The 26,659-nt window shown below is 58.2% G+C and carries 31 protein-coding genes and 1 tRNA gene; 21 read left to right on the plus strand and 11 right to left on the minus strand.

From position 1 onward, the window contains the following. Position 1: 1 nt before the first annotated feature. The 9 genes from ABLN94_RS13845 to ABLN94_RS13885 form a co-directional block, all read right to left on the minus strand. Complete coding sequence (locus tag ABLN94_RS13845) at positions 2–484, minus strand: Lrp/AsnC family transcriptional regulator (protein ID WP_352993224.1); 483 nt, start codon at positions 482–484, stop codon at positions 2–4. Continuing rightward, positions 481–930: an Lrp/AsnC family transcriptional regulator gene (locus tag ABLN94_RS13850; protein ID WP_352993226.1), complete on the minus strand. Its 450-nt coding sequence runs from the start codon at positions 928–930 to the stop codon at positions 481–483. The genes ABLN94_RS13845 and ABLN94_RS13850 overlap by 4 nt, the downstream gene beginning before the upstream one ends. Next, a complete protein-coding gene (locus tag ABLN94_RS13855; protein WP_352993228.1) occupies positions 927–1,916 on the minus strand; it encodes an AsnC family transcriptional regulator in 990 nt (329 codons plus the stop codon). Before ABLN94_RS13855 ends, ABLN94_RS13850 begins: the two co-directional genes overlap by 4 nt. Positions 1,917–1,919: 3 nt before the next feature. Continuing rightward, positions 1,920–3,065, minus strand: coding sequence for a cytochrome D1 domain-containing protein (locus ABLN94_RS13860; protein WP_352993230.1), 1,146 nt, complete (start codon positions 3,063–3,065; stop codon positions 1,920–1,922). Further along, positions 3,062–3,442, minus strand: coding sequence for a c-type cytochrome (locus ABLN94_RS13865; protein WP_352993232.1), 381 nt, complete (start codon positions 3,440–3,442; stop codon positions 3,062–3,064). The genes ABLN94_RS13860 and ABLN94_RS13865 overlap by 4 nt, the downstream gene beginning before the upstream one ends. Continuing rightward, a complete protein-coding gene (gene cobA / locus ABLN94_RS13870; RefSeq protein WP_170495322.1) occupies positions 3,435–4,196 on the minus strand; it encodes a uroporphyrinogen-III C-methyltransferase in 762 nt (253 codons plus the stop codon). Before cobA ends, ABLN94_RS13865 begins: the two co-directional genes overlap by 8 nt. 189 nt (positions 4,197–4,385) lie before the next feature. Continuing rightward, positions 4,386–4,787, minus strand: coding sequence for a cupredoxin domain-containing protein (locus ABLN94_RS13875; RefSeq protein ID WP_352993234.1), 402 nt, complete (start codon positions 4,785–4,787; stop codon positions 4,386–4,388). A gap of 53 nt (positions 4,788–4,840) precedes the next feature. Further along, entirely contained in the window at positions 4,841–6,628 is a 1,788-nt protein-coding gene (locus tag ABLN94_RS13880; RefSeq protein ID WP_352993236.1) for a NapC/NirT family cytochrome c, read from the minus strand. A 124-nt stretch (positions 6,629–6,752) separates the two neighbouring features. Further along, entirely contained in the window at positions 6,753–8,429 is a 1,677-nt protein-coding gene (locus ABLN94_RS13885; RefSeq protein WP_170495317.1) for a cytochrome D1 domain-containing protein, read from the minus strand. Positions 8,430–8,663: 234 nt separating this feature from the next. Here ABLN94_RS13885 and ABLN94_RS13890 point away from each other — a divergent pair, with 234 nt between their 5' ends. The 7 genes from ABLN94_RS13890 to ABLN94_RS13920 all read left to right on the plus strand — a co-directional run bounded on the left by ABLN94_RS13890 (position 8,664) and on the right by ABLN94_RS13920 (position 15,363). Next, a complete protein-coding gene (locus ABLN94_RS13890; RefSeq protein ID WP_352993237.1) occupies positions 8,664–9,845 on the plus strand; it encodes an NnrS family protein in 1,182 nt (393 codons plus the stop codon). A gap of 99 nt (positions 9,846–9,944) precedes the next feature. Beyond that, a complete protein-coding gene (locus ABLN94_RS13895) occupies positions 9,945–10,394 on the plus strand; it encodes a c-type cytochrome (protein WP_170332381.1) in 450 nt (149 codons plus the stop codon). A 16-nt stretch (positions 10,395–10,410) separates the two neighbouring features. Beyond that, a complete protein-coding gene (locus ABLN94_RS13900) occupies positions 10,411–11,811 on the plus strand; it encodes a cbb3-type cytochrome c oxidase subunit I (protein WP_170381889.1) in 1,401 nt (466 codons plus the stop codon). A gap of 2 nt (positions 11,812–11,813) precedes the next feature. After that, on the plus strand, positions 11,814–12,623 hold the full coding sequence (locus ABLN94_RS13905; protein WP_170495313.1) for a CbbQ/NirQ/NorQ/GpvN family protein: 810 nt from the start codon (positions 11,814–11,816) through the stop codon (positions 12,621–12,623). 9 nt (positions 12,624–12,632) lie between these two features. Next, positions 12,633–14,555: a nitric oxide reductase activation protein NorD gene (locus tag ABLN94_RS13910; RefSeq protein ID WP_352993239.1), complete on the plus strand. Its 1,923-nt coding sequence runs from the start codon at positions 12,633–12,635 to the stop codon at positions 14,553–14,555. 5 nt (positions 14,556–14,560) lie between these two features. Further along, positions 14,561–15,109 (plus strand): cytochrome c oxidase subunit 3, encoded by a 549-nt coding sequence (locus tag ABLN94_RS13915; RefSeq protein ID WP_352993241.1) that lies wholly within the window; start codon positions 14,561–14,563, stop codon positions 15,107–15,109. 5 nt (positions 15,110–15,114) lie between these two features. Then, entirely contained in the window at positions 15,115–15,363 is a 249-nt protein-coding gene (locus ABLN94_RS13920; protein ID WP_352993242.1) for a cytochrome C oxidase subunit IV family protein, read from the plus strand. 57 nt (positions 15,364–15,420) lie between these two features. Here the strand turns inward: ABLN94_RS13920 and hemA are convergent, their stop codons facing one another. Next, positions 15,421–16,644 (minus strand): 5-aminolevulinate synthase, encoded by a 1,224-nt coding sequence (hemA, locus tag ABLN94_RS13925; RefSeq protein WP_352993244.1) that lies wholly within the window; start codon positions 16,642–16,644, stop codon positions 15,421–15,423. 179 nt (positions 16,645–16,823) lie between these two features. Between hemA and ABLN94_RS13930 the strand changes: the two genes are divergently transcribed. Both ABLN94_RS13930 and ABLN94_RS13935 read left to right on the plus strand, forming a co-directional pair. Next, entirely contained in the window at positions 16,824–17,516 is a 693-nt protein-coding gene (locus ABLN94_RS13930) for a Crp/Fnr family transcriptional regulator (protein WP_170495303.1), read from the plus strand. A gap of 276 nt (positions 17,517–17,792) precedes the next feature. Then, a complete protein-coding gene (locus tag ABLN94_RS13935; RefSeq protein ID WP_352993246.1) occupies positions 17,793–18,239 on the plus strand; it encodes a hypothetical protein in 447 nt (148 codons plus the stop codon). 588 nt (positions 18,240–18,827) lie between these two features. On the opposite strand, the gene ABLN94_RS13940 is transcribed toward ABLN94_RS13935, so the two are convergent. Next, positions 18,828–18,902, minus strand: a tRNA-Thr gene (locus tag ABLN94_RS13940). Between the two features lie 83 nt (positions 18,903–18,985). Here ABLN94_RS13940 and ABLN94_RS13945 point away from each other — a divergent pair. The 12 genes from ABLN94_RS13945 (at position 18,986) to infA (ending at position 26,649) form a co-directional block, all read left to right on the plus strand. Then, positions 18,986–19,141: a hypothetical protein gene (locus ABLN94_RS13945; RefSeq protein WP_170495299.1), complete on the plus strand. Its 156-nt coding sequence runs from the start codon at positions 18,986–18,988 to the stop codon at positions 19,139–19,141. A 6-nt stretch (positions 19,142–19,147) separates the two neighbouring features. Beyond that, positions 19,148–20,416 (plus strand): UDP-N-acetylglucosamine 1-carboxyvinyltransferase, encoded by a 1,269-nt coding sequence (gene murA / locus ABLN94_RS13950; protein ID WP_352993248.1) that lies wholly within the window; start codon positions 19,148–19,150, stop codon positions 20,414–20,416. Then, on the plus strand, positions 20,413–20,889 hold the full coding sequence (locus ABLN94_RS13955) for a DUF2948 family protein (RefSeq protein ID WP_352993250.1): 477 nt from the start codon (positions 20,413–20,415) through the stop codon (positions 20,887–20,889). The genes murA and ABLN94_RS13955 overlap by 4 nt, the downstream gene beginning before the upstream one ends. After that, positions 20,890–21,408, plus strand: coding sequence for a GNAT family N-acetyltransferase (locus ABLN94_RS13960; protein WP_352993252.1), 519 nt, complete (start codon positions 20,890–20,892; stop codon positions 21,406–21,408). Between the two features lie 60 nt (positions 21,409–21,468). After that, on the plus strand, positions 21,469–22,770 hold the full coding sequence (hisD, locus tag ABLN94_RS13965; protein WP_352993253.1) for a histidinol dehydrogenase: 1,302 nt from the start codon (positions 21,469–21,471) through the stop codon (positions 22,768–22,770). Positions 22,771–23,033: 263 nt separating this feature from the next. Continuing rightward, positions 23,034–23,513 carry a UPF0262 family protein gene (locus ABLN94_RS13970; protein WP_352993255.1) on the plus strand — a complete coding sequence of 160 codons (480 nt, stop codon included), beginning with the start codon at positions 23,034–23,036 and terminating at the stop codon, positions 23,511–23,513. A gap of 3 nt (positions 23,514–23,516) precedes the next feature. Then, positions 23,517–23,969 (plus strand): low molecular weight phosphatase family protein, encoded by a 453-nt coding sequence (locus tag ABLN94_RS13975; RefSeq protein ID WP_170495288.1) that lies wholly within the window; start codon positions 23,517–23,519, stop codon positions 23,967–23,969. A 2-nt stretch (positions 23,970–23,971) separates the two neighbouring features. Next, a complete protein-coding gene (locus ABLN94_RS13980; protein ID WP_352993258.1) occupies positions 23,972–24,370 on the plus strand; it encodes a ketosteroid isomerase-related protein in 399 nt (132 codons plus the stop codon). Continuing rightward, complete coding sequence (locus tag ABLN94_RS13985; RefSeq protein WP_352993260.1) at positions 24,363–24,956, plus strand: GNAT family N-acetyltransferase; 594 nt, start codon at positions 24,363–24,365, stop codon at positions 24,954–24,956. The genes ABLN94_RS13980 and ABLN94_RS13985 overlap by 8 nt, the downstream gene beginning before the upstream one ends. An 81-nt stretch (positions 24,957–25,037) precedes the next feature. Further along, positions 25,038–25,352, plus strand: a complete 315-nt coding sequence (locus ABLN94_RS13990) for a YciI family protein (protein ID WP_352993262.1) — start codon at positions 25,038–25,040, stop codon at positions 25,350–25,352. Between the two features lie 111 nt (positions 25,353–25,463). Continuing rightward, positions 25,464–26,339 (plus strand): carbon-nitrogen hydrolase family protein, encoded by an 876-nt coding sequence (locus ABLN94_RS13995; protein ID WP_352993263.1) that lies wholly within the window; start codon positions 25,464–25,466, stop codon positions 26,337–26,339. A gap of 91 nt (positions 26,340–26,430) precedes the next feature. Then, the gene (gene infA, locus ABLN94_RS14000) at positions 26,431–26,649 is read left to right on the plus strand and encodes a translation initiation factor IF-1 (RefSeq protein ID WP_005978431.1); all 219 of its coding nucleotides are present in this window, start codon (positions 26,431–26,433) and stop codon (positions 26,647–26,649) included. Positions 26,650–26,659 lie beyond the last annotated feature (10 nt).

A 26,659-nucleotide genomic window follows, 5' to 3' on the forward strand; every position in this document is an offset into this window, starting at 1 on the left:
CTCAGCCTTTCGTTTTCAGGCGTAGCCCGGTTTTTTTCAGGATGCGCGTGGAATAGAGAATATCTTTGGCCCTGCAGGCGTCGCCAAGGATGGCAGTGATCTCGGCGCGTTTTTCCTCGACTTCATTCCGGTTGGCGCCGTGGACCATGGCGAACAAGTTATAAGGCCAGTCGGGCAGGGCGCGGGGGCGTTCGTAGCAATGGGTCACAAACGGCAGAGCGCCGATCTGGGTGCCCAGTTCGGTCACGCGGTCGTCTTCCACATCCCAAACGGTCATCCCGTTCGAGGTCATGCCCAGTTTGTAGTGATTAGGCGCAGCAGCGATACGGCGAACTACGCCGCGTGACTTCATGTCGGCCAGGCGCAACAACAAAGCTTCCTCGCCGATGCCGAGGTCTGACGCGACTTGTGCATAGGGCTCAGGCACCAGAGGCAGGCCGCCTTGCAGCGCCTCGATAATCTCTCTGTCTTTCGCGTCGATCATGCCGCCACCCGGAAGCCGATGAAAAATTCCTGCAGTTTGGGGAAACGGAGAACCTCGATCCCCGTTTCCCGTTCGATTGCATCGGCGGTGACCTCGATCCCCTCGGGCGTTTCGGTGGCCAGTACAAACCACATGTTCAGCCGGTGCGTACGTTCATAATTATGGGCAACCTCGGCGTGCGCATTGACTTTGGTCAGGACGGTTTCAAAATTCCCGGGCGGAACGGCCATTGCACACAGGCAGAACGCGCCGCCCATGGCAGCGGCGTCGAAGAACGGGCCAAAACGGGTGATCACACGCTCGTCTTTCATCCGTGTCAGGCGGTTCAGCAACTCACTTTCCGAAATGCCCAGCTCAGCGGCAATCGCGGCATAGGGCTGCGTGGTCAGGGGCAGATCGTCCTGCATCCGGTTCAGGATCGCGCGGTCAGTTGCATCCAGCGTCATGCGGCGGCCTCCTTCGGTTGGATCAGCGCGCCGGTCTGTTTGAAGCAACGGGTCGAGAACAAGACCTTGTGACGTGCACCGGCCAGTTCCGGCAGAGCGGCGGCCTCTGACAGAACCTCCAGCGCTTCGTTACGCGACCGGGCGTGGATCATGGAATAGAGGCGATATGGCCAGATATCTTCGACCGGGTTGCGTTCGTAACACAGGGTTACGCCGGGATGCGCGGCAAGGGCCGGGCCAGCAGTGGCGACCTGCTCGGCGGGCATATCCCAGACCACCATCGCATTGGCTGACCATCCAAGCGCACGGTGTCGAACGATCACGCCCAGGCGCGAGATGATGCCCGCTTCGTGCAACGCCTTAATCCGTGCCATCACGCCCGACGTTGATCGACCCAGTGAATGTGCCAGCTCGGCAAAAGGTTCGGTGACCAGCGGCAGGCCAGAGCTCAGCGCCTGTAGCAACGGCCGGTCGCCGTCCTGCATGGCCGAACTGTCCACTTTGCGGGGTCCGGGCACGTTGCGGGTTTTGCCCGACATGCGGAACCCGAGATCAACGTTGAAAGGGCGTACCAGCCGCAGATCCAGCACGCGCAGCCCAGAGCGGTGGCTGATCCGTGCCAGCGTATCATTTACGTGCGCGCGGTCCGGGCCCGTGGCTACGAACCAGAGGTTCCAACTGTCCTCACGCTGGTAATTGTGGTTCACGCCGGGTTCCGCGTCGATCAGGGCGGCAATTTCTTCTAAACGCTCCTCCGGCGCGGCAACGGCAGCCAGAGTGCTGGCCGAGACCGCCCCGGGCGCAATCGTTGCGCCAACGCGGGTGATACGACCGGTTGCGCGCATGCGGGTAAGGCGGTCGATCACTTCCGCCTCTTCCAGCCCCAGCATGTAGGCCAAAACCTGAAATGGGCGTTCGGTCACTGGAAAATCGCGCTGAAATTCATCCAGCAGGCGGCGGTCGATCGGGTCCGTGATGTGTTCCATCTTTTACAGCCCCGTTCTGTGCGCACGTGCGGTAAAGAAGATGCCCGATGGGCTGTCTGCTTCGATCTCACGCAGTTTTTCAAAGGTGTGAGTGTCGTAGACCATCACCTTGTTGGCATCGCGCACGCTAAGCCAAACCTCATGCCCGCGAGGTGTGAACTCCATGTGCAGCACGGCAGGGCCGGGTTTGAATTCGTGGATGATCTCCTTGCTGACGCTGTCGATCACTTGGATGGTATCGTTCAGCGGGTGGGCGAAATTCACCCATACCTGCCGACCGTCAGGCCGGGCCATGGCAAAGACCGGCTGGCCGTGGGTTTTGGTGCGCCCGGTCTCTGTCAGTGTGTCAGAGTCGATCCATAGGACTTCATGATGGCCAACAGCGGGCAGCACGAACTCGCGACCAGTCAGAGCCCAGCCTTCCAGGTGGGGCATCTTGTAGACGGGCATCTCTTCCTGCCCGCGCCCGTAATTCGGCAACAGGCGGATGGGTTCAGGTGTTTCGGCCCAGAGGTCCAACGCGGTCAACCCGTCCTCACCAAAAAGGCCGGTGATATAGGTGCGACCATTGGCGGTGATTAGCGCGTCGTAGGGGTTTTTGCCCATGTCGGAAATTTTGGTGATCTCTGGGTCGCCTTTGTTGAAATCGGCAATCCAGGTCTCGCCCGTGTCCCACATGGTAAAGACGAACCGACGACCCGGCGCGTCGACAAGGCCGATGGTTTTGCTTTCAGTAGGAATGTCTGCGACCATCTCCAGCGTGACCGCATCAAAAACACGCACGCCGCCGGGTTCGTAGTTCGACACGGCCACCAACTTCCCATCGTCCGAAATCGCGCCGCCGATTGCGTTACCGGCCTGTACAACGCGGTTCACAATCTGGCGGGTGACGATATCGACCTTGGTCAACCCTCCGTCACGTCCGAAGACGTAGGCAAAGCGTTCATCGGGGGAATAGACCAGCGAGGCATGGGACAGGTCGCCCAACCCTTCGATTCGCGCCAACGCGGCACGGTCGGATTGGTCGACCAGCAGGACCGATCCTTTTGCGCGTTCGATCACAAGACCAAGATCTCCGGTCGCGGTGGGTTCGGCCTGAGCGGTGGTCATCAACAGGGTGGCTGCAAGGCCGAGGATAAGCTGTTTCATTGTGCCTCCTGTTCCAGCAGGTAACGGGCGATCCATTCGGCCTCTTCTTCGCTGATCAGGGGCCGCCATGGGGGCATCGCGGTGTCGGGGATGCCGTCTAGGATTACGCCGGTCAGTACGTCCGGGTCATAGTGTTGCAGGGTTTCGGATCGCAGATCGGGGCCAAGGCCGCCTTTCAGCGACAGCCCGTGGCAGGAACCGCAATCCTGGTGAACAAGCCGTTTCAGGGCGTTGGGATCGATGGAGTCGGCGGCAAAGGCCGAGGTGGCCACGAGCACTGCAGTGGTCAGAACGCTGCGCGAAACCCAACTGGAGCGCGCTTCACGCCCGCGCGGAAAGGGGCGTTGCCCTTTGCGCTTTGATCCAAGCCTAGCCATGGGCCTGTTCCAACAGGTCCGCCAAGGGCCGTTCAGCATAGAGCGATACAACCTTGCCGATGATGAAAAGCGTCGGCGCTTTCAGATTGGCGTCGCGCACATCCGTAGCCAGCTGGTCCAACCGGGAAACAAGACGGCGTTCATCGGGGGTTGTGGCTTTACCTACGGCCAGAACGGGGGTTGATCCGGGTAGGTTCTCGGTCATCAGCCCCATGGCGATCTGACCGATATTGGCGACGCCCATATAGACCACCAGTGTCGTCTCGGGATCGGCCAGCCGTTTCCAGTCCAGATCCAGCACTTTGTCCGCCTGCCGGTGCCCGGTGACATATTGGACTGAGGTTGCCAGCCCGCGATGAGTCAGCGGAACTCCGGTGGAACAGGAGGCGCCCTGTGCAGCCGTTATGCCGGGTGCATATTCGACTGCGATGTCGTGTGCCATCAGATAGGCAGCCTCTTCCGAGCCGCGTCCGAAGATCATCGGATCGCCGCCCTTCAGACGCGCGACAGTGTGACCGGCACGAGCCTCTTCCAGCAGGATTTCGTTGATACGATCCTGCGGCACCGTATGGCATTTGGGCGCCTTGCCGACCGGGATCAGGCGTGCGTTGTCGGCGTGCAGATCGAGGATGTCTGCCGAGACCAGACGGTCATAGACGACCACGTCGGCCTCTTGCAGCATGCGCAGGGCGCGCAGGGTCATCAACTCGGGGTCTCCTGGGCCGGCACCAATCAGAAAAACCTTACCGCTCATGTGCAAACTCGCTTGTTCTGAATGTCTTCGGAACCCGGATGTACTTCGCGCATTTGGGACGTCGCTGGGTGAGCCGGGCTTGTCATGAACGCAGGTTGGCGCAATCGTAAACCAACCTCCTTGACATAAGTTAAGGAGCGCGGGATTTGCGCCCGCGCTCCTCAGTTCTTGCCTGTATTTTGCCTCGGCTCAGGGTTCTACGGTGACCATGCCGATCATGTTCTGTGTTTCCCAATGTGGTCCGCACAGGTATTCTTGGGGACCTGGGGTCAGGAATGTCAGATCGACCGACTCCTCAGGGAACAGTCGGTCGCTTTCCGGTTCGCTGCCGTCTTTCAAAAGGACCGAATGGCTGGTGCGTTTGTCCACGTTTACCCAGCGGACCGTGGTACCTGCCTTCACGGTCAGCTCGAACGGGCAGAAGTTGTATTTGTACATCAGCACCACTTCGGCGTCCTCAACGGCTGAAGAGGGCTGACCAAACAGCTCGACATAACGTTCTTCGGCTTCGGCACAAATTTCAGTGGCCTCATCTGCAACTGCGGGCGCAGCCAGAAGCAGCAGCGCGGGAAGAAGGCGGTGGGATTTCATCGTCCATGTCTCCTTTCCAAAGGGGAAGGGGCCGGATTAACCGGCCCCCTTGGTTATTGTTTGACCACGTTGATATTGGCACTGTCGTCGTCCAGCGCCAAGCTGGTGTTCAGCGTCACGTGGTGGAACCGCGCGGCGGCAAAGTCATCATGGATGGCAAAGCCGACTGTGTAGGTCTGACCGGGCTCCAGCGGGATGTCGCCGGGTGCGCCAGAGTTCAGCGGCCGGGTGAAGACCACGGTCCACATACCGCCAGCCAGCTCGGCCGAAGCGGCAATCTCACCGTCATTCACGACACGCTGTTCCAGCAGATAACCATTCGTGGCGCTGCCATCCGCATAGACACGCATCAGGTCAAGATAGGTGCCGTCGGCCAGGTATTGCTCGATCTGCTCGGCGGCATGCAGTTTATCCCAACCACCCATCGGCTTACCGCGGCGGCCTTTGGTGTCGATCTCGGTGCGGCTTTCGCTGATGTATTTGGTCACGGTGTCTTGGGCAGTCAGACGACCCGATACATCACCATTGGCTGCAATTGCCTCTGCACCCGGATCAAACGGCATGTACGTGTTGTCGGCATGGCACGAGGCCCAGCAGCCAACCTGATCGCCCATTTCAATGCCGGTGCCGGTAATCATCATGGCGACCTTGATCTGGTTGTCCGGGTCCATCTTGCCGCCGTCGACGAACGGCGCGGGATTGTGTCCCGCATCCGGCCATTGCATGCGAACGTACAGGTTTTCATCATCATGCGCCGCCTGAACCGTTGCGTCGATCACACCACGTTTGCCAGGGATCGGCGTTGGTTCCAGATCACCACCGGCTACGATCTTGTTGCCGATCGTGTCCAGTTCCTTGGCGTGACAGGTCGTGCATTGATCTCCGCCTTTGGTCAGAGGACGAGCGCCACCGTGGAATTTGCCGTTCTGAACCCACTCAAACGAAGCCTGACCGGGGTAGAATAGTTTTAAATCCGCGCTGGCCACGGCGTTCCAGTCGATGTTGGAGGCAACATCGCTGCCACCGCCGCCCGCTGGAGCAGCAGAGGCTTCGCCTGACGCATTGGCGCGTTCTTCAGCCACAGCGGCATCAACAGCGGCTGCGATCTGGGCTTGTACAGCCTCTTGCTGGGCTTTCTTAGCTGCTTTTTCAGCCTCAGCTTCGGCAGCTTCTTTGGCTTCGATCTTCTCAAGGCTGGCCATGTATTCCGGTGGGATTTCGCGGATAAAGGCCGGGTTCGGGGCTTCGAGCTGTTCCAGATATTCTTCTTCGGCCCGGTCGCGGGCATCCGAGTGCGCGATCCCCTTGTGACAATCGATACAGGTTTGGCCCACTGTCATCGCGTTCAGGTGTTGCTGACGCGCGCGGGGTTTCTGGAATTCGGGCATCATCGATTCGAAATCGTGACAGTTGCGGCACTCGCGCGAGTCGGTGGCCTTCATGCGCTCCCATTCGTTCATGGCCAAGTGCACGCGCTTGGCTTCGAACTTCTCGCGCGTGTTGATGGTGCCGACAACCTTACCGTACAGCTCTCTGGACGCCTTGATCTTGCGGATCATCTTATGGGTCCAATCCTTGGGCACGTGGCAGTCGGAACAGACCGCACCCACGCCGGAGCGGTTCACGTCGTGGATGGTGCCGGTGTATTCCTCATAGACGAAATCACGCATTTCGTGGCACGAGATGCAGAAATCCTTGGTGTTGGTGGCTTCCATGGCGGTGTTGAACCCGCCCCAGAAGATGATGCCGCCAGCAAAGGCTGCGGCAATACCGGCCACAGGCATTCCCCACAGGAAATACCGGCGCCAGATCGGTGGTTTTTTATCCGGTTCGGAGGTCATATCCGGGCTCCGTTTTGGCTGTCTTGTCTGGCCTTGGGTGGCAGGCCGGTGAGTTTGGCTGATGGGTCAAACGAGGAAAGGGCGGGCGAGGGGCCCGCCCTTTCCGGTGTTGGTTTCAAACCCGTTAGGTGACGTGGTTCGACCGGTTGTAGACGTTGAACTTGCCGGTCGGGGCAAACAGGCCCTTCACGCGACCGATTTCTTCCAGCGTCTTGGCGTCGTAGATCACGATCTCACCGTTGGCCTCTTTCGAAGTCGAGCGGTTCCATTTGGATACCCAGACTTCGGAGCCGTCCTGGTTGAACTCGAAGTGGACGGCGACGTTGCCCTCCTCTTCGGTGATCTGGATCGTTTTCACGATCTCACCGGTTGCCTTGTCGATGACCTGCACCGACTGCTGAATTTCAGGCTCGGGGTGCTTGGTCTGGTCGGCCCAGATGTAGTCCGACGTCGGGTGTGTCCGGATGAACAGACCGGGTCCGTCGGTTTCAACCTCATAGCAGGTTTTCCATGCCTGATCCGGGTGACCTTCAGGGTCGTTACCCCAAACGGTGACTGTGCCTTCACCCAGGTGGGTGGTGCCGGCAACAGGACCGCAATTCGGGTCATCCCAGTTGGCGCCCGGTCCGGGGTGCGGCAGCGGCGCGGTGTCGATCAGAGCTTCCAGCTTGTGGGTTTCAGTATCGACCACGACCATCTTGTTCGACGCGTTTGCGGCGATCTGGAAGAAACGGCCGGTTGGATCAAAGAACCCGTCATGCAGGAATTTGGCGCTGTCGATCTTGTCGATCCGCAGGTTGTCCAGATCGGTATAGTCGACCTGCCACAGCTGACCGAGTTCCTTGACGGCAACGATCCATGTGGGTTCGTTCGGGGTGGTGTAGATTGCGGCCACGCGGGCCTCTTCGACATAGTCCCCGTCCACGTTGTAGCCCCGTGTCGAGACAACCTTTTTCGGCTCCATCGTTGCGGCATCTACGATGGCGAAATGCGGCGGCCAATAGGCCCCACCAATCACGTATTTACCGTCACCCGATACGGCCACGTCGCGGGCGTCATAACCAATGGTAACCTCGGCAACGAGCATGTTCTCGGGGTTCTGCCACAGGTCGATCTTGGTCATCTTGCCGTCGCGGCCCATGGTGTACCAGAAGCGGCCCGGGTTTTCCGGCTCTTCCAGTTTGTGGTGCTCGGACGCTTTCAGAACGTGCACGGCGTAACCGGTCGGGATGTGCGCCAGCACTTCTTTGGTGTCGCCGTCGATCACGGCCACCTTACCCACGTCGCGTTCGATGACCACGAAGAAGTTTTCCCAGTTGCGGCCGTGGAGCGGCTCGGTCGGGTAATCTTCGGGTTCTACATAGACCTTGCGGGTCGCCATCATTTGCTCAAGCGACATTTCCGGCGGCTTAGGCGGCTCCATCTGGATGTAGGTCGCCATGTCGCGGATTTCTTCTTCGGACATCACGTCCGAGAAGTTGTTCATCCCGCCTTCGGTACCCCAGGCGATGATCTTTTCAAGCCGTTCCTGACCCAGTTTCAGGGTGCCGGACTCGGTTACGGTGCCATCGGCGTTTTTAGTTTCCACCAACGGTTCAAGGCTTTTGCCGGTCGCCCCTTTGCGCAACACGCCGTGACAGCCGGCGCAGCGTTCAAAGTAAAGTTGTTTGGACGATTCAAAGGCTTCCTTGCTGAGGGTTGGCTCTTCGGCGAGGGCTGGTGCAGCGACGCTGCCCAGCAACATCGCCAAACCGACCCCGAAGGCGCGGCCAGTTTTGTTATAGCTGATTCCAAGTGACATGATCACTCTCCATTTGCGTGGTGAGGCAGGTCCAAGGGTGAGACATTGCGCATGGGTACTCCTTGACGAAAGTCAACACCGAGAGTGCAAATCAGCGATTGGGCAGGAAAAAAGTGCCAAATTACTACTGAAAAATAAGAGTTTTAGAGGCATGTTTTTGGTGGTTTTGATTTTGGTTAAGTCATGCATGCGGGCAGGCTGCTAGGGCTGAGAAAACGGTCAAGGAGAGCAGTCATGTCCACTGTCGTCACCCGTGTTCTCGGTGAGGGGTTTCGTGTTTTCTTCCTGTCTGCCGGTCTCTATGGGTTGTTCGTTGGGGTGGTCTGGGGGCTGTGGCTGACCGCGCCTTATCTGGCGCCGGATTATGGAATGACGCCGCCGATGTGGCATGCGCATGAGATGATATTCGGCTATGCTACGGCCGCGCTGGGCGGGTTCTTTCTGACAGCTGTGCCGAATTGGACGGGCGCGCCAGAAGCGCGTGCTCGCTTTATAACTTTTGCCGCTGGGTTGTGGCTTGCCGGGCGGATGGCGATGTGGTTCTCAGGTATACTGCCGCCTGTGTTTGTTGCAGTGGTTGATCTGGCGTTTGTCCCGGTTCTTGCAGCCAAAATCCTGACACAGCTGCTGCGCCGACCGAAACCACAGAACATGATTTTCCTGCTGTTGCTAAGCATGATCTGGGTTGCGGATCTGATGACTCATCTGGAATGGATGGGACTCACGGCAGATACACTGCAGACCGGGCTACGCGCGGGTTTGCTTTCATTGTGTTCAATGATCGCCATTCTGGGTGGGCGGATCACTCCAGCCTTTACCCGCAACGCAATGAAACGCGCAGGCGTGCCCGAGGCGGGATGGCCGGTCTCAGTCCCTGCCTTCGACAAGGCCGGCATGGTGCTTGCTTTGATCCTGCCGCTGAGCGTTCTGGTTTTGGGTGTGGGGCTGGTGGCCGGAGCATTGGCGTTGGCTTTGGGAGTCGCGCAGATTCTGCGCATGGCGCGCTGGCGTTCGCGTTGGGCTGCGCGACAACCGATTCTGCTGGCTTTGCACCTGGGGCTCGGAATGCTGGCGATCGGGCTGATCCTTTGGGGGCTGGCAGTGTTGGGTCTTGGCAATGAGGTCGCCGCCCTACACGTTCTGGGTATCGGTTGCGTTGGCGGCACGACTCTGGCGGTCATGAGTCGCGCCGCGCTGGGGCACAGCGGTCGTGCGTTGATCGCGCCTGGGCCAATGGTCGTGGCTTATGGGCTTATGGCTGTGGCAGCTCTGTCGCGCTGGGTCGGGGCCGAGCTGAACGCGGGTTACATGGTGGCGATGTTGCTGTCGGATGGTTTGTGGGTCTGCGCCTTTGCTCTGTACCTGATTGCCATGTGGCCTGCTTTGACGGGTCCCCGCGCGGCCCGGGCAGGATGATTTTTAATTACTTCTGCCAGTCTTGACTTTCGTTAAGGAGACACCATAGCCCAACGGCCATTCTGACCAGACTAGCTAAACTGCGCAAAGGAGAGCGCAATGCGAGAAGTCATGACCAAGAGCATGGCCCGCAACATATTCTATGGCGGGTCACTGTTCTTTATCCTCATCTTTCTGGCCTTGTCGGCCCATTCCCACTGGTACATCGTGAATTCCGAGAATTCGGCAAAACTCGATGAAAGTGTGGTTCGGGGCAAACACGTCTGGGAAAAACACGCCTGTATCAACTGTCATACGATCATGGGTGAAGGGGCCTACTTTGCTCCCGAAGTCGCGAACGTGATGACCCGCTGGGGCGTCCTCGACGATCCGGAATCGGCCTTTGAATCCCTTAAAGGCTGGATGGAGGCGCAGCCGACCGGCATTCCCGGTCGTCGGCAGATGCCGCAATTCAACCTTAGCGACGAAGAACTCCGCGATCTGACCAATTTCCTGATCTGGACGGACAATATCGACGCTCAGGGCTGGCCGCCTAACGAGGCCGGTTGAGAAAGGGAACGGAGAAATGAAATACGAATCCCAAAAAATCGCCTACGCCTACTTTGCGGTGGCAATGGCCCTGTTTGCGATACAGGTGATCGGCGGCCTGCTGGCCGGTCTGATCTATGTTTTCCCAAACTTCCTGAGTGAGCTTCTGCCGTTCAACATCGTGCGGATGCTGCACACCAACTCTCTCATCGTCTGGCTGATCCTGGGCTTCTTCGGTGCGGCTTACTTCCTGATCCCGGAAGAATCCGAGCGTGAGATCCATTCACCCAAGTTGGCCTATCTACAGTTGATCATTCTTGTGGTCGGCACTTTGGGCGTGGTTGTGACCTATGTCTTCAACCTGTTTGAGGGCAACTGGCTGCTGGGCAAAGAAGGGCGCGAGTTCCTTGAGCAGCCCAAATGGGTCAAGGCAGGCATCGTCGTGGCCGCGCTGATCTTCCTTTACAACGTGTCGATGACCGTTCTGAAGGGCAAGAAGACCGCCATCACCAACATCCTTCTGTTGGGTCTGTGGGGTCTGGCGCTGCTGTTCCTGTTTGCTTTCTATAACCCGGGCAACCTGGCCCTGGATAAGCAATACTGGTGGTATGTCGTCCACCTGTGGGTTGAAGGCGTGTGGGAACTGATCATGGCCTCGATCCTGGCCTACCTGATGCTGAAGTTAACTGGTGTTGACCGCGAGATCGTCGAAAAATGGCTCTATGTCATCGTCGCCGCTGCGCTGTTCTCAGGCATCCTTGGTACGGGTCACCACTACTACTGGATCGGTACGCCTGCGTACTGGCAGTGGATTGGTTCGATCTTCTCGAGCCTCGAAGTTATCCCGTTCTTCGCGATGATGGCCTTTGCCTTTGTCATGGTCTGGAAGGGCCGTCGTGACCACCCCAACAAGGCCGCGCTGCTGTGGTCGCTGGGTTGTGCCACGCTCGCCTTCTTCGGTGCCGGTGTCTGGGGCTTCCTGCACACACTGCACGGAGTGAACTACTATACCCACGGTACTCAGATCACCGCGGCCCACGGTCACCTGGCCTTCTACGGTGCCTATGTCTGCCTCAACCTGGCGATCTTCAGCTATGCAATGCCGATCCTGAAGAACCGTGATCCGTACAATCAGGTGCTGAACATGGGTTCGTTCTGGCTGATGACCAGCGGCATGGTCTTCATGACCTTCGTGCTGACCTTCGGCGGTACCGTGCAGACACACATGCAACGTGTGGTCGGTGACTACTTCATGGACGTACAGGACCAAATCGCGATCTTCTACTGGATGCGTCTTGGTTCGGGCATCGTCGTTGTCCTCGGCGCGCTGCTGTTCATCTACTCGATCTGGGTTCCCCGGAAAGAGATGGTTGAACCCGGCCCGATCGAACGCGACCGGCTGGAAAACGATCCTGACCACGTCGCAGCGGAGTCATGAAGATGGACGGCTCAAGAAACATGGGAACGGGGGCGGCGAACGCCCCCTTCTACCTGCCCCAAGGCGATGAGTGCGATGTGTTCACCGCCGCTTATAACAACGACTTACCGGTTCTGTTGAAAGGACCGACAGGCTGCGGCAAGACCCGCTTTGTGGCCCATATGGCTGCCCGTCTTGGCCGCCCACTTTACACCGTGGCCTGCCACGACGATCTGGCGGCTGCCGACCTGATCGGACGCTACCTTCTAAAGGGCGGAGAAACTGTCTGGGTTGATGGCCCCCTGACCCGGGCGGTGCGCGAAGGCGCGATCTGCTATCTCGACGAGGTGGTCGAGGCCCGCAAGGACGTCACCGTTGTGCTGCATCCGCTGACCGACGACCGGCGTATCCTGCCGATCGACCGGACGGGCGAAGAGCTTGAGGCTGCGCCCGGCTTCATGCTGGTGGCCTCGTATAACCCCGGATACCAGAATATCCTGAAAACCCTGAAACCCTCGACCCGCCAACGGTTTATTTCGCTCGAGTTCGACTTTCCGTCGCCCGAGATGGAAGCCGAAGTTGTCGCCCAGGAAAGCGGTCTGGCGCTTGAGCGTTGCAAACCGCTGATCCGGCTGGCGAACAAGCTGCGCGGGCTCAAGGGTCAGGATCTTGAGGAAGGCGTTTCCACCCGTCTGGTCGTTTATGCCGCGACGCTGATCGCACAAGGCATGTCGACCGACCGCGCCATCCTTGCCGCAATGATCGAACCTCTGACTGATGACGAGGATATCAAACGCGGGCTCCTCGATCTTGTCACGGCTGTCTTTGGGTGAGGCCGGCCGATGGTCAGGATCGATTTTGAGCCATGGGAACCCGAAGAAACGATCGGGAAACTGTGGCACACCCTTGCCAGCCGCCTCGATGCACCTGAGGTGCATGTTGGAGCCGCGGTCGACCTCTCTGAGGTCGCGGGGCGGCTGGCTGTCCTCTTCCGAGGGCTTGGGGGTAGCCCGGGCGTAGAATTACGCCCGGTCTCACCCGAGGTTTCACGTCACCGTTTAGGCTGGCGCCGCAGGCTGGCGACTGAGGTCGAGCTGATGCCGCGTGCCTCGTTCGACGGAGAGATTTTGCGGCTGCCGGATCGGCTGGCTGTTTTCCCTGCGCGCGAAGCAAATGGCGCGCTCTATGTCTGGCTGGCCGCCGCTGCCGCTCATGCCGGAACCCGTATTGATGAAGAGGATCCCCTGCGGGCCGATTTGTTTGCGCTGAAGGCTGCGCAGGACATGGTTGAGGCCACGTTAGAAGACGCACCGGGCCTTCGCCCGCTCTATTCTGAACTCTGCAAAGGTATCCTTTATCAGCGAGACGTCCCGAACCTGCCGCCGGCTGAAGCGGCTGTCGAAGAACTGGTCCGCCAGCTGCTGGGCGATCCAGGCTCATTGTCAGAGAAAGCAGAGCAACTTAAGACGCTGGACGGCGATGTAACCGCCCCTCGTGGATACCAGAGTTTCCGCCCGGTCCCCCTCTGGCCAGAGCTGCGTGCCGTTGGTTTCTCGGAACATAACGAAGTAGAAAACCCGGATACCGAAGGACCTCCCGAGGAGTCGGGCGAAAAAACGCACCGGGCGCGCCGCCGCAAATCGGATCAGGCCAACCGCAGCGACAGTTTCATCCTGCATAAGTTCGAGGCCATTCTCAGCTGGGCTGAGTTCCTGAACATCAATCGACGTATCGACGACGATGATCCTGACAATGCAAAGAAAGCCGCCGATGACCAGGAAGAAATTGGGCTGGGTCAGATTTCCAAGGCTCCGCCGACGAAGCTGAAACTGCACCTCGATCTTGCGCCCGAAGATGTAAATCGCGAGCGCCTGTCTGGCCGTATCCTCTATCCTGAATGGGATGTGCGCACTGGGCAGTACTTGCCCGATCACGTCAACGTGCTGACCTCGGATGCCGAGATCCGCGAAGACTCCGCCGAGTTCGGCAAAGATGCCGCCACAGCCCGCCGTATCCGCGCAGTGAAACGTCAGTTCGAAGCCCTGCGCCCCGGCAGGGTGATGACGCGTGGCCACTTGGACGGCGACCAGCTGGATATTGAGGCTACCGTGCGTGCCGAGACAGACCGGCTTGCCAGCGGTGAGGGTAATGAGCGCATCTGGATGCAATCCCGCCCCGTTGCACGCGATTTGGCCGTGTCGATTCTACTGGATGTAAGTCGTTCGACTGAAAGCGCTGTGACTGGCCGCGCTGTGATCGACATCGAACGCGAGGCGCTGGCCGCGCTCGCCTGGGGTCTGAATGCCTGTGGCGACGATTTTGCGATCCATGCTTTCAGCTCGCTCAAACGTCAGCGGGTTTATGTGCAGCGGTGCAAACGGTTCGATGAGCCGATGGGCACCATGGTTGAACAACGCATCGCCTCACTGCGCCCCGGCCATTACACGCGATTGGGAGCGGCAATCCGTCATTGCTCGGCCGATCTGGCCAAGCAATCGCGTAAACGCCGACTGCTGCTGGTGATCACCGATGGCAAACCGAACGATCTGGACCATTATGAAGGCCGGCACGGCATCGAAGACACCCGCCAAGCTGTCTGTGAGGCGCGTCGGGCCGGGCAGTCGGTCTTTGGTGTCACCATCGACAAAACCGGCAAAAGCTGGTTCCCGCGCATGTTTGGGCAGGGCGGTTTCGCCGTCATCCCCGACCCCCATCGCCTGACGATGGCCTTGCCGCAGATCTACCGCCAACTGGTCGGCGCATGAGTGACATGAGCGACTCGTCTCTGATTGACGAATTGCCGGGCGAGTTGTTGATGTGGGTGCTGATCATCTCGGAGCTGCTGGTGTTTGGCGCCGGCTTGATCGCCTTTATGGGGGTGCGCCTGACTGATCCGGCAGGCTTTGCCGAGGCGCAATCGCATCTGCACCGCACGGGTGCTGCGTTCAATACGGCTGTTTTGGTTACCTCAGGCTTTTTGGCCGCGCAGGCGCTGCATTGGCGTCAGGCGGCGCGACGGGGCGCGGCCCGTCTGGCATTGATCGGGGCGGCTCTGCTTGGTGTGATTTTTCTGATCATCAAGGGCGTGGAATATGCTGATAAGGCGGCGCAGGGGATCAGTTATGAAACGCACCCCTTCTTTTTGTTCTACTATCTGTTGACCGGTTTTCACGCTGCGCATGTGCTGGCCGGCGTGGGTATCCTGCTGCTGGTCACCTGGCGCGATGACCCTCGCAATATCGAGGCCGGTGCACAGTTCTGGCACATGGTTGATTTGGTTTGGATCATGTTGTTCCCGGTGATTTACCTGTTGGGATGAGTGCGATGGTCAACAATCCTTTGACACGAGCCTGGTTCGCGCTTTTGGGGTTGAGCCTTGGGTCGGCTTTACTGACCATGATGCCTGTATCACCTGCGGTCATGGGTGGTGGCATACTGCTGCTGGCGCTTATCAAGGCGCGCGTTATCCTTGCCCGATATCTGGACCTTGCCCACAGCCCGAGTTGGCTGAGTGGGTTCACCATGGTGCTGACTGGTTTCGCGTTGGTGATTTTCGGCCTCTACCTGATCTGACACGAAAAAAGCCGCCCGGGTCGGGCGGCAGTTTGCAAAGCTAAGGGGCGCTTCGATTTATTGGGCGGCCATCGGTCTTCGTGCGATCTGGCACCGCTGCCAAAGGGCTGACAGAGCACCGACCAGATGGTCGATATCTTCGTCGGTATGTACCGGAGATGGGGTGATCCGAAGACGCTCGGTTCCTTTTGGTACAGTGGGGTAGTTGATCGGCTGGATATAGATGCCAAACTCTTCCAGCAGCGTGTCCGAAATGAATTTACATTTTACGGGATCGCCCACCATCACAGGGATGATGTGGCTGGGGTTGGGTAGGTGCGGAATACCCTCGGCGTCCAGCCGGGCGCGTACTTGCTCTACGCGAGCCTTTTGCAGATCGCGTTCGGCATTCGACTGTTTCAGGTGTCGGATCGAGGCCGCAGCACCTGCGGCAATGGACGGCGGCAGGGCAGTGGTGAAAATGAACCCGCTGGCAAAGCTGCGAACGAAATCACACAGGGCAGCTGAGGCGGCGATGTACCCGCCGACCACACCGAATGCCTTGCCCAAAGTGCCCTCGATCACGGTTAGGCGATCCATCAGGCCTTCGCGTTCGGCAATACCACCTCCGTGCGGGCCATAGAGGCCAACGGCGTGAACCTCATCCAGATAGGTCATTGCACCATATTTGTCGGCGAGGTCGCAAATCTCCTTGATTGGTGCGATATCCCCGTCCATCGAATAGACCGACTCAAAGGCGACCATCTTCGGGGCGTCCGGGTCAGCGGCAGCCAGTTTTGCCTCAAGGTCTTCCAGATCGTTGTGTTTCCAGATCACTTTTTGCGCGCGGGAATGGCGGATACCTTCAATCATCGACGCGTGATTCAAAGCGTCTGAGAAAACGATCAGGCCGGGAATTTTCGCGGCGAGGGTGCCAAGGGCAGCCCAGTTCGAAACATATCCAGAGGTGAAAAGAAGCGCGGCCTCTTTTCCGTGCAGATCGGCCAGTTCGGCCTCAAGCAGCACGTGATCGTGAGTGGTGCCTGATATGTTCCTTGTGCCCCCGGCGCCCGCGCCGCAACGGTCCAGCGCGTTATGCATAGCCCCGATCACATTCGGGTGCTGGCCCATTCCCAGATAGTCGTTCGAGCACCAGATCCGAACATCGCGCTGCACCTGCCCGTCGGTCTGGCGGGCGTTCGGAAAGGAACCGCAGCGGCGTTGCAGGTCGATAAAAACACGATAGTTCCCTTCGTCCCGCAGGTCGTCCAGGCTCTGGGTGAAAAATCGCTCGTAGTCCATCTTTCTTGCTCCCCGGATTACTGGCTTTAGGGTGAATTTAGGCGCGGGGCGGACCCAGTAACATGACAATAGTCAAGTTGGTGCATGAAAAGACTGGTGCGTAGATCGCAGCTTTGGCATAGCCTGAACACGAAGGATGTACCGGTCAGACTATCGACCAGGGAAAAAGGGGAACCTTCTTGGCGCACGAAGCACAAAAAGCCATCGCGCGGCAGTCGCTCTTACTCAAGAGCTTGCCGGACCAGCATATCGACACGTTGCTAAGCCACGCAATATGGCGCAGCTATGACCGGGGCGAGACGATTTTCCTGCAGGAAGAAGAGGCCAAGGCTGTGCACGTGGTGCTGGCGGGTTGGGTCAAACTGTTCCGCATGTCACCCACCGGAGCCGAAGCGGTGGTGAGTGTCTTTACACGTGGCGAAAGCTTTGGTGAGGCGGTCGCGTTGCGGAACGTGCCATATCCTGTTTCGGCTGAGGCGGTCTCGGCTTGCGAGGTGATGCACATTCCCAGTCCGGTCCTGCTGTCGCTAATGAAGGAAGACCCTGAGATTGGCGTGTCGATATTGGCGGCGACCTTTACCCATCTTCATTCTCTGGTCGCACAGTTGGAGCAACTCAAGGCCCAGACCGGGGCGCAGCGGGTAGCCGAGTTTCTGCTGGGTCTTTGTGATGCGGAAATCGATGGGTGCGACGTGGAGCTGCCTTATGACAAGATGCTGATCGCAGGCCGCCTGGGAATGAAGCCGGAAAGCCTGAGCCGGGCATTTTCGCGTCTCAAGACGGTTGGCGTGAAGATCAATCGCAACCACGCAGTGATTGCCGATATAGAGCGTCTGCGGGACTATGCCGAAAGTGATCCGTCAGAGAAGTGATCACCACTGACCCGCCGCCGTAATTCGAAAGCGCGGTATTGCATAGCAATGGCCAGATTGAACTTCCGTAGACTTGCGTGAGCGTTGCCGCTTGATGGCGGCGCGCACCAACGCATCAACCGTAGTCTGGAACATACGGTTTTTACTGCTCAGAAAAAGTCAGGGAGTACGATTCTTACTTTCTGTATGCCGCAACGTCCGAGTCATTGCGCAGAAATACAAACACAGGTAGCAAAAAACTGCATCAACTAGTCTATAACTAGAATCGGATTATCAATGTTAAAAAGTCGTTTAGTTACCTCAATTTGTATATTCATGGCTCTTTCATTTGTCGCGGCCTGTGATGATGGCGCAAGCGAAGCGAAATCAGTCACGAAAGTAAAATACTCGGGCAACTTCAACACGATAAGTGGCAAGCTTTCCGACGGAAGCGAGTTTGAGGGTGTCGCTTGGTGGGTTTCCGGCGCTTACAAAGGCAAGTTTTGCCTGCAAACCGCTGAAGCCGTATGTTCTGGAAAATTCTCTGCTAGAGCATCGCGAGTCATTGCCGGCCAGTTCGAATGCTCAGACATGGCGACCGGGTCGTATCGGACAGAACGAATAGAAAAAGGCGCACATCTGCATCCAATAAAAGCAACGGGTATCCTGTCCGACGGTCGGACAAGCGTTGCGGAGTTTGCACCTCTCCAAGAAGGTTCGGGCGAAACGATTTGCTACCAATAACGTCATGTTTGCTGGCGCGATAGGTCATCCCGAGATTGGAAGCTGACAAAGCTAAAAGCGCTTCGGAGCAAGTTTTTCCAAACCCTCAAACAGCGGATATCAGTGCGTTTGCCGCTCCAACAAACCCCGCCACCGCCACTGCGCTCGCCAGTAGAATACAAAAAACTTCAAGCACGCTAAGCTTCATTTTAACCCCCATTAAAACGTCCGCAGGGCTTACGGCAATTATTATGGGTCGCAAAGGGGGTTAAAGTTTACGCTGCGGAAACTTGCTGAGAGAGCGGCGCAAAATTGCCCAAATATAGAGTTTCGATGATGCGTTAAGCATTCACAGGGATATTCAAAACTTGCCTTGTAACACTACTGCCTCACCAGAATCGTTGAGTCTGTGACGACATGGATAACCGAATAGAGGGCGCGCAATCAGAAGGCGCTTTGTCTGTTTCTTTTGTTTGCGGCACCTTACACCTGCAATGTGCCGTTCGTGGCAGAATTTCGGTCAGCAACATCAGTGCATAGGGAAAACGGGACGCAGAAAGACAGGCATTTCCTGACAAATTGATCTTACATCGATTTTCTGGGATTAAATGGTGCTGCTGGAGAGAATTGAACTCTCGACCTCTCCCTTACCAAGGGAGTGCTCTACCTCTGAGCTACAGCAGCGCTGTGGGCGGGTGATTAGACTCAAACGAAACGCGGCGCAAGGGTGTCTGGACGGTTTTTTTCGCCTCCTGTAGAGAAAGATCATGGCAGACAGAAATACACCCAAAAAACATAGCAAATCCGGAGATGCACGCGAAGAGCGGCTGAAGGCAGCGTTGAAAGCAAATATGGCACGGCGCAAAGCGCAGGCTAAGGCGCGGGCGGCATCTGAGGATAAAGCCGATAAGGATGAGGGATAAGAGCAGATGGATTCGATTCTGGTGACGGGTAATGGCCCGCTGAACGGTCAGATACCGATTGCGGGAGCCAAGAACGCGTGTTTGACGCTGATGCCCGCGACCTTGTTGAGCGAAGAACCGCTGACGCTGACCAACGCGCCGCGGCTCAGCGACATCAAGACTATGACAGCCTTGCTTCAATCGTTGGGGGCCGAGGTGTCCTCGCTGCAGGATGGGCAGGTTATCGCGATGTCCAGTCATGACCTGACAAGTCAGACGGCGGATTATGAGATCGTTCGCAAGATGCGCGCCTCGAATCTGGTGCTGGGTCCGTTGCTGGCCCGGTTTGGAGAGGCGGTCGTCTCGCTACCCGGCGGCTGCGCAATTGGCGCGCGACCGATGGACCTGCATGTTGAGGGGCTTGAAGCGCTGGGCGCTGAGATTGAGTTGGAGGACGGCTATCTGCACGCCAAGGCGCCGGGCGGGCTGAAAGGCGCGGTGCATGAGATGCGCTTTGCCTCCGTCGGCGCGACCGAGAACATCGTTATGGCGGCCACGCTGGCCAAGGGGACCACGGTGCTGAAAAACGCCGCGCGAGAGCCAGAGATCGTCGACCTGGTTGAATGCCTGCGCAAGATGGGTGCGCAAATCTCGGGCGAGGGGACCTCGACCATAGAAATTCAGGGCGTTGACCGCCTGCATGGTGCGACGCATCAGGTCGTGACCGACCGGATTGAGTTGGGCACCTATATGCTGGCCCCGGCGATTTGCGGCGGCGAAGTGGAGCTGCTGGGCGGCCGAATGTCTCTGGTCGAGTCCTTCGCTGAGAAACTGGACGCTGCGGGCGTGGATGTGGTGCAAACGAAAGACGGTCTGAAGGTGGCGCGTAAAAACGGCCGCGTTCGGTCCGTAGATGTGGTAACCGAACCCTTCCCCGGTTTCCCGACCGACCTACAGGCGCAGATGATGGCGCTGATGTGCACCGCCGAGGGCACCTCGGTTCTGGAAGAGCGAATCTTCGAGAATCGTTTCATGCACGCCCCCGAACTGGTTCGCATGGGCGCGAATATTGAGGTGCACGGCGGTACGGCCACCGTGACTGGGGTCGAGAGCCTGAAGGGCGCGCCGGTGATGGCGACGGATCTGCGGGCGTCGGTCTCGCTGATTCTGGCAGGTATGGCGGCCGAGGGTGAAACGACAGTCAGCCGGGTCTATCATCTGGACCGCGGCTATGAACATGTGGTGCGCAAGCTGGAAGGCGTGGGTGCTAAAATCGAACGGATCAAGGGCCAATGACAGACGCAAGTTTCCACGACGGGCGTGAGGCCCCGCTGAATCTCGGTGCCGAGGACACAGATGACTTGCAGGTTATCTCGACCCTGACGCAGGACGCCGTGTTTCCAATCACCGAGATGACATGGCAGCCGTCTCAACGGCGGTTCGGGCTACTGCTGAATCGTTTTCGTTGGGAAGATAAGGACGCGGCCACCCGTCGCGACCGGCCATTTGAACGCGTTCAATCCGTGCTGGTTTTCGATTCCGTTCTGTCCGTGGCCAGCCAAGGCATCGACCGCAGCGATAAGGACATGGTGATGTCGCTTCTGTCTGTTGATTTCGAGGCCGGTGAGGATGGTGCAGGGCAGATTCTGCTCACGTTGGCGGGGGACGGGGCCATCCGGCTGAAGGTCGAGGCGCTGGACGCAACGCTCAAAGATGTCACGCGACCTTATCAGGCCACATCGGGTCAGGCCCCGCATCACCCTGAATAGATGCAAAACAAGCGCGGTATTTCTCAGGCATTTCCGCAGGCGATAGAGGGGATTTACCTGCGCCGCGCAACCGTTTTTGACGTGTTCGACCTGAGCAAGGTTCTGGTCCGGTCGATCACTCAACTCTGCCAGGCGGATCATCAGAACGATCCGGAAGCAATTGCACAATGGACCGCGAACAAGGACCCGGCAACGATCCGAGGCTGGATCGCTGGCGGGGCTCAGATTTGGCTTGCTGAACATGCGGGCCAAGTTGCGGCCGTGGGTGGCTTGCGTGATGCCGAAATCACGTTGCTTTACCTTGATCCTGACCATACCGGTCATGGCATCGGAGCGGCCATGTTGTACCGGCTGGAGCAGGAACTAGTCTCGGCCGGACATGCGGAAGCTCGGCTTGAGGCCACTCGAACGGCGCAGGAATTTTACCGGCGGCATGGCTGGCAAGCTACAGGCCAGTGCGGTGCGCGCGGCGATGTCACGTGTTTTGCTATGCGCAAATCGTTGCACCCGCGGGTCTAAGGGTTGAGGCCAGCCTGCACCGGCGATATGTCCCGGTTAAACGCCCCGGAGTGCCAGATCATGCCTGTTTTTCTTGATACCACATCGCCCGATTTCGAGTCCGCCTTTCAGGCGCTGTTGTCGGCTAAGCGCGAAGACAGCCCGGATGTGGATGCCACAGTGGCACAGATCATCGACGATGTTCGCAGCCGGGGCGATACCGCCGTTATCGAATTGACCGCCAAATTCGATAGGCTCGATCTGACGCCCGAAACACTGGCCTTTTCCGCTGAGGAAATCGAGGCGGCGGTTGCGAAGGTCTCGGAAGCTGACCGTGCAGCGCTGGAACTGGCGGCTGAGCGTATCCGGGCCTACCACGAAAAACAGATGCCAGAGGACCTGCAGTGGACCGATCAAGCGGGGGCGACCCTAGGCTGGCGCTGGACGGCAGTCTCGGCGGCAGGGCTGTATGTGCCGGGGGGGCTGGCCTCGTATCCGTCCTCGGTTCTGATGAACGCAATTCCGGCAAAGGTGGCCGGGGTTGAGCGGCTGTCCATCGTGGTCCCCACTCCAGACGGGCAGGTGAACCCGCTGGTTCTGCTGGCGGCGCAGCTGTCGGGCGTGGATACGATCTATCGCATTGGCGGCGCGCAGGCGATTGCGGCGTTGGCCTATGGCACCGACAGTATCGCGCCGGTCGACAAGATCACCGGCCCGGGCAACGCCTTTGTCGCTGCCGCTAAACGCCGCGTGTTCGGCAAGGTCGGCATCGACATGATTGCCGGCCCGTCCGAGATTCTGGTGATCGCCGACAAGGATAACGATCCCAACTGGATCGCGTTGGACCTGCTTAGCCAGGCCGAGCATGATGAAAGCGCACAGTCGATTCTGATCACCGACGACGCCGATTTTGGGCAGGCCGTGGCGCAGGCGGTAGAGGTGCGTTTGGAAACCTTGCAGCGCCGTGTCATTGCTGGGGCCAGCTGGCGCGATTTTGGCGCTGTCATCACCGTGCGTGATCTGAATGAGGCTGCCGTCCTGTCGAACCGGATTGCGCCTGAACATCTGGAGTTGTGCGTCGCCGACCCGGTCACGCTCAGCGAGAAAACCGTCCACGCAGGTGCGATTTTCCTCGGTCAGTACACTCCGGAAGCCATCGGAGATTATGTAGGTGGCCCAAATCACGTGTTGCCCACCGCACGTTCAGCCCGGTTCTCGTCCGGTCTCAGTGTCATGGACTTTCTCAAGCGCACCACATTGAGTCAGATGACGCCCGAAGCGCTGCGCGCGATCGGTCCCGCAGCCGAGCAACTCGCGCGGTCCGAAAGTCTGGAGGCGCATGGCTTGTCTGTCACGGCGCGCCTCAAACGTCTGAACGATTGAACTTTCCATGCCCTGCCGGTCACGCCATCAACCGAACTTAAAACTGTCTGACTGAACAGGGGCGAACTTGAGGGCAGACCTGAGGCGCCGCCGCACCGGCAACCGTGAGGGAGTTTAAATTGGAGCGCGAATAGGGCGCTTGCGGGCATTTGTTGCGAAAGCGCCAGATCGACCCGAATGGGCATCCGATTTAGCACTTTCCCGCGTTGTCCAATTTTTTCAGTTGCTATAAGTCTGTCGTGACCTGAACGGACCTGAAACTTATGACCCGTATTTCGCATATCGAACTGGATGACCGAAACCTGCCTCCGCCGACCCCTGAGATCGAGCAGGAGCGCAAAGTTGCCATCTATGATCTGCTGGAAGACAACAGCTTTACCTTGCCGCAGCGGGAAGACCGCGTTGTGCCGGATGGGCCGTATCATGTTCAACTATCGATCCGCGACAAACGCCTGGTCTTTGACATCGCCACCGAGGCGGAAGAAAAGGCCGCCGAGTTCCATTTGTCGCTTGGCCCGTTCAAGCAAGTGGTCAAAGACTATTTCCAGATCTGCGAAAGCTATTTCAATGCAGTAAAGACCCTGCCACCCAGCCAGATCGAAACGATCGACATGGCCCGGCGTGGTATCCACAACGAAGGTAGCCGCGTGTTGCAGGAGCGCCTGGAGGGAAAGGCGAACATTGATACCGATACCTCCCGTCGCCTGTTCACGCTGATCTGCGTGCTGCACTTCGGGGGGTGACGGGTGACGCCTCTGCCGCAGTCGGTCCTGTTTTGTTGCGACCACAACTCGGTTCGGTCGCCGATGGCCGAAGGCATTATGAAGAAATTCTATGGCACCGGAACGTATGTGCAATCCGCCGGTGTGCATAACGACCTAGAAATTGACGGGTTTTGTATCTCTGTCTGCCAAGAGATCGGTGTGGAACTATCGCGTCACCGGGCGCGCTCGTTTGATGAGATGGAGGAGTGGGGTGATGACCTCAGTTCCTTTGACTTGGTCATTGCCCTATCGCCCGCCAGCCAGCGCCGCGCGCTGGAACTGACGCGGGTTTTTCATCTGGATGTCGATTATTGGCCAATAATGGACCCTACTGGACTAGGTGAGAGCCGTGAACAAAAGCTACATCACTACCGACAAACCCGCGATCAGATCATCAAGCATCTGATAGATCGCTGGGGCGAACCAAGGGAGTGACCATGAACCAGACCGTCAAAACCTATTTCGATGCGTTCAACGCGGGAGATGTCGAGGCCATGCTTGCCTGCTTGTCCGAAGACGTGGCCCACCACGTGAACGAGGGCCAGATTCGTGTCGGCAAGGAAAAATTCTCCGCGTTCTGTGATCACATGAATCGCTGCTACAAAGAGAACCTGACCGATATCGTGGTGTTCGAAGCCGAAGGCGGCACCCGCGCAGCGGCTGAGTTCATCGTGAACGGCACTTATCTGGAAACGGATGAGGGCCTGCCAGAAGCGCACGGCCAGACCTATCGCCTACCTGCCGGGTCGTTCTTTGACCTGAAGGACGGTAAGATCACCCGCGTTACCACCTTCTACAACCTCGCCGACTGGACCAAACAGGTTTCGAATGGCTGAGGTCACCGCCGTCCGCCCCCTGACCGGAGCGGCGCTAGAGGCTGCTCTGGACGATGTCGCCCGCCTGCGGATCGAGGTGTTTCGCGCGTGGCCGTACCTGTATGACGGTGATCTGGATTATGAACGCAAGTATCTGCAATCCTATCGCGACAGCGACAAGGCCATCGTCGTCGGCGCCTACGACGGTGATCGTCTGGTCGGCGCATCGACCGGCGCACCTCTGACCGACCACGCCGACGATTTCGCCTCAGCGTTCGAGGGCACCGGGCTGGGCCTGTCCGAAATCTTCTACTGCGCTGAATCCGTACTGCTGTCGGGCTATCGGGGGCAGGGCGTCGGCCATAAGTTCTTCGACCTGCGCGAGGGACATGCCCGTGCACTGGGTTTCAGCAAATGTGCGTTCTGCAGTGTGCAGCGCCCCGCAGATCACCCGATGCGTCCCGACAGCTACCGGCCACTGGATGCCTTCTGGCGCGCGCGGGGATTTGAGCCGCTGCCCGGTGCGGTGGCGCAGTTTTCGTGGAAGGATATTGGCGAAGAAGGTGAGACACTGAAGCCGTTGCAGTTTTGGATCAGGGATTTGTGAACACCTGCTTTGCTGACGTTAGTTGCCATTCACTGTTCGAGGTGCGATTGATCAACATCCTGAATACGCAAAGATATCTGAGTGGATAAGATTACCTTGATACCTTCCGAGCAAAACCTATTCGTTGTTGACCTTCACTACATCGCGACATTTGAAGAAATTGAACCTGAGCTTGACGCTCATGTAGAATTTCTCGAAGAAAATTATGCTTCTGGTCACTTCATTGCATCTGGCCCAAAGGTGCCTCGCACCGGTGGTGTGATCATCGCCACAGCCAAAACTCGCGAAGTTCTCGAACAAATTTTGGCCGCTGACCCGTTCCACGCGAAACAATTGGCGCGATACACCATCACAGAATTTCGGCCATCAATGACGGTTTCTCAACTCTCGTGCTAACGTAGGTATGGGGCTCAAAGCGGACCTTCCCTCATACAGGAACAAATGGTCTGTACTCTGTGTGGTGCCCTCTTCTAGTGTTTCGTCAACCCGATTTCGAGGAACCCAGAAATGAAAATCGCAACCGCTGCGTATGATCTCGACTGGCTTGATAGCTGGACGCAGTACGAGGACAAGCTGGATCGCTGGGTGTCTGAAGCCACCGGGCAGGGGGCGGAGTTGCTGGTCTTCCCAGAATACGGCGCGATGGAGTTGTCGACGCTGGACGGAGCGGAAGTGGCGGGCGACTTGGAGCGTTCGATCCGGGCGGTGTCGGATCGGATGGAGGTGGCGCAGGCTCTGCATCAGCGCCTCGCACAGGCATATAATGCATATATTCTGGGTGCATCGGCCCCAGTAGTGGACGGACCAGGGCGCCCGGTGAACCGCGCTGCGTTCTATTCGCCCGATGGTCAAAAGGACCATCAGGACAAGCAGATCATGACACGGTTCGAACGCGAAGACTGGGACATCGCGCCTGGCGGCCCTCTGAAACTCTTTGATACTGCGCTGGGCAAGATCGGCGTGCTCATCTGCTATGACAGCGAGTTTCCCCTGCTGGGTCGCGCCCTACAGGATGCTGATCTGATCCTCGTCCCGTCTTGCACTGAGGCGCTGGCGGGTTACTGGCGTGTTCGTATCGGGGCGATGTCGCGCGCCTTAGAAAACCAATGTGTTACGGTTATGGCGTCTCTGGTCGGGAACAATGACTGGTCCGAGGCGGTGGACATGAACACTGGCACCGGCGGCATTTTTGGCCCGCCCGACAAGGGTTTTCCCCCGACCGGAGTGCTGTCTGAGGGCACGCTGAATCAGCCTGGATGGACATATGCGGATATCGACCTTTCGACCATTGCAGAGGTCCGCGCCGACGGTCACGTGCTGAACCGAACCCATTGGGAGGAGCAATCCTCTCGAGTCAATTCAGTCACAATATCTCCCCTTTAGGTGATTCTGGCCTTGAAATAAGCCCAAAATGGGCTCATTTAAGCGCACATCCCCGTAGATTCTGCGGGTGCAACGTAATGATGGAGACAACATGGCCAAGGAAGATACGCTCGAATTTCCCGGTGTCGTGAAGGAACTCCTGCCTAATGCGACGTTTCGGGTCGAGCTGGAAAACGGCCATGAGATCATCGCACATACGGCAGGCAAGATGCGTAAGAACCGCATCCGCGTTCTGGCCGGCGACAAGGTTCAGGTCGAGATGACCCCCTATGATCTGACCAAAGGTCGGATCAACTACCGCTTCAAGTAACGCCTGCCGC

Origin of the sequence: Ruegeria sp. SCP11, from assembly GCF_040329455.1 — a bacterium.
Classification (GTDB): Bacteria; Pseudomonadota; Alphaproteobacteria; order Rhodobacterales; family Rhodobacteraceae; genus Ruegeria; species Ruegeria atlantica_E.

What these genes read in the sequence shown, in the direction of transcription:
- infA (WP_005978431.1), top strand. Translation starts at nt 26,431, where the DNA reads ATGGCCAAGGAAGATACGCTCGAATTTCCCGGTGTCGTGAAGGAACTC.
- ABLN94_RS13945 (WP_170495299.1), top strand. Translation starts at nt 18,986, where the DNA reads ATGGCAGACAGAAATACACCCAAAAAACATAGCAAATCCGGAGATGCA.
- ABLN94_RS13915 (WP_352993241.1), top strand. Translation starts at nt 14,561, where the DNA reads ATGAGCGACTCGTCTCTGATTGACGAATTGCCGGGCGAGTTGTTGATG.
- ABLN94_RS13885 (WP_170495317.1), bottom strand. Translation starts at nt 8,429, where the DNA reads ATGTCACTTGGAATCAGCTATAACAAAACTGGCCGCGCCTTCGGGGTC.
- ABLN94_RS13895 (WP_170332381.1), top strand. Translation starts at nt 9,945, where the DNA reads ATGCGAGAAGTCATGACCAAGAGCATGGCCCGCAACATATTCTATGGC.
- ABLN94_RS13855 (WP_352993228.1), bottom strand. Translation starts at nt 1,916, where the DNA reads ATGGAACACATCACGGACCCGATCGACCGCCGCCTGCTGGATGAATTT.
- ABLN94_RS13985 (WP_352993260.1), top strand. Translation starts at nt 24,363, where the DNA reads ATGGCTGAGGTCACCGCCGTCCGCCCCCTGACCGGAGCGGCGCTAGAG.
- hisD (WP_352993253.1), top strand. Translation starts at nt 21,469, where the DNA reads ATGCCTGTTTTTCTTGATACCACATCGCCCGATTTCGAGTCCGCCTTT.
- murA (WP_352993248.1), top strand. Translation starts at nt 19,148, where the DNA reads ATGGATTCGATTCTGGTGACGGGTAATGGCCCGCTGAACGGTCAGATA.
- ABLN94_RS13880 (WP_352993236.1), bottom strand. Translation starts at nt 6,628, where the DNA reads ATGACCTCCGAACCGGATAAAAAACCACCGATCTGGCGCCGGTATTTC.
- hemA (WP_352993244.1), bottom strand. Translation starts at nt 16,644, where the DNA reads ATGGACTACGAGCGATTTTTCACCCAGAGCCTGGACGACCTGCGGGAC.
- ABLN94_RS13995 (WP_352993263.1), top strand. Translation starts at nt 25,464, where the DNA reads ATGAAAATCGCAACCGCTGCGTATGATCTCGACTGGCTTGATAGCTGG.
- ABLN94_RS13910 (WP_352993239.1), top strand. Translation starts at nt 12,633, where the DNA reads ATGGTCAGGATCGATTTTGAGCCATGGGAACCCGAAGAAACGATCGGG.
- ABLN94_RS13970 (WP_352993255.1), top strand. Translation starts at nt 23,034, where the DNA reads ATGACCCGTATTTCGCATATCGAACTGGATGACCGAAACCTGCCTCCG.
- ABLN94_RS13980 (WP_352993258.1), top strand. Translation starts at nt 23,972, where the DNA reads ATGAACCAGACCGTCAAAACCTATTTCGATGCGTTCAACGCGGGAGAT.
- ABLN94_RS13960 (WP_352993252.1), top strand. Translation starts at nt 20,890, where the DNA reads ATGCAAAACAAGCGCGGTATTTCTCAGGCATTTCCGCAGGCGATAGAG.
- ABLN94_RS13865 (WP_352993232.1), bottom strand. Translation starts at nt 3,442, where the DNA reads ATGGCTAGGCTTGGATCAAAGCGCAAAGGGCAACGCCCCTTTCCGCGC.
- ABLN94_RS13845 (WP_352993224.1), bottom strand. Translation starts at nt 484, where the DNA reads ATGATCGACGCGAAAGACAGAGAGATTATCGAGGCGCTGCAAGGCGGC.
- ABLN94_RS13900 (WP_170381889.1), top strand. Translation starts at nt 10,411, where the DNA reads ATGAAATACGAATCCCAAAAAATCGCCTACGCCTACTTTGCGGTGGCA.
- ABLN94_RS13905 (WP_170495313.1), top strand. Translation starts at nt 11,814, where the DNA reads ATGGACGGCTCAAGAAACATGGGAACGGGGGCGGCGAACGCCCCCTTC.
- cobA (WP_170495322.1), bottom strand. Translation starts at nt 4,196, where the DNA reads ATGAGCGGTAAGGTTTTTCTGATTGGTGCCGGCCCAGGAGACCCCGAG.
- ABLN94_RS13875 (WP_352993234.1), bottom strand. Translation starts at nt 4,787, where the DNA reads ATGAAATCCCACCGCCTTCTTCCCGCGCTGCTGCTTCTGGCTGCGCCC.
- ABLN94_RS13860 (WP_352993230.1), bottom strand. Translation starts at nt 3,065, where the DNA reads ATGAAACAGCTTATCCTCGGCCTTGCAGCCACCCTGTTGATGACCACC.
- ABLN94_RS13890 (WP_352993237.1), top strand. Translation starts at nt 8,664, where the DNA reads ATGTCCACTGTCGTCACCCGTGTTCTCGGTGAGGGGTTTCGTGTTTTC.
- ABLN94_RS13850 (WP_352993226.1), bottom strand. Translation starts at nt 930, where the DNA reads ATGACGCTGGATGCAACTGACCGCGCGATCCTGAACCGGATGCAGGAC.
- ABLN94_RS13920 (WP_352993242.1), top strand. Translation starts at nt 15,115, where the DNA reads ATGGTCAACAATCCTTTGACACGAGCCTGGTTCGCGCTTTTGGGGTTG.
- ABLN94_RS13935 (WP_352993246.1), top strand. Translation starts at nt 17,793, where the DNA reads ATGTTAAAAAGTCGTTTAGTTACCTCAATTTGTATATTCATGGCTCTT.
- ABLN94_RS13955 (WP_352993250.1), top strand. Translation starts at nt 20,413, where the DNA reads ATGACAGACGCAAGTTTCCACGACGGGCGTGAGGCCCCGCTGAATCTC.